The organism is Marinomonas sp. TI.3.20 (assembly GCF_038155025.1).
Classification (GTDB): Bacteria; Pseudomonadota; Gammaproteobacteria; order Pseudomonadales; family Marinomonadaceae; genus Marinomonas; species Marinomonas flavescens.
Window position 1 is genome coordinate 1 of record NZ_JBAKAS010000152.1, and the last position, 230, is coordinate 230.

Genomic DNA, 230 nt, shown 5'->3' on the forward strand with positions numbered 1-230 from the left:
CTTCGACTGAGTCGTGACTGATGTTTATGCCGGAGCCTAACGCCAACATTTGGCTGTACACTCAGCCTACCGATATGCGTAAGTCTTATTGTGGCCTGTTAGGGCTGATTAAACAGCAAATCAAAGAGAGTCCTCTCATCGGGTATTTTGTGTTCATTAACCGCCGTAAAACTCAGATGAAAATTCTCTATTTTGACGCCTCTGGGTACTGTATTTGGTGCAAAAGACTG

The 230-nt window shown here is 44.3% G+C and carries 1 protein-coding gene; it reads left to right on the top strand.

Features of this window, described 5'->3' with window-relative positions; all coding sequences use genetic code 11:
• Positions 1-26 precede the first annotated feature (26 nt).
• A partial coding sequence (gene tnpB, locus V6259_RS20170) for an IS66 family insertion sequence element accessory protein TnpB (protein ID WP_445928536.1) occupies positions 27-230 on the top strand: 204 nt, incomplete at its 3' end.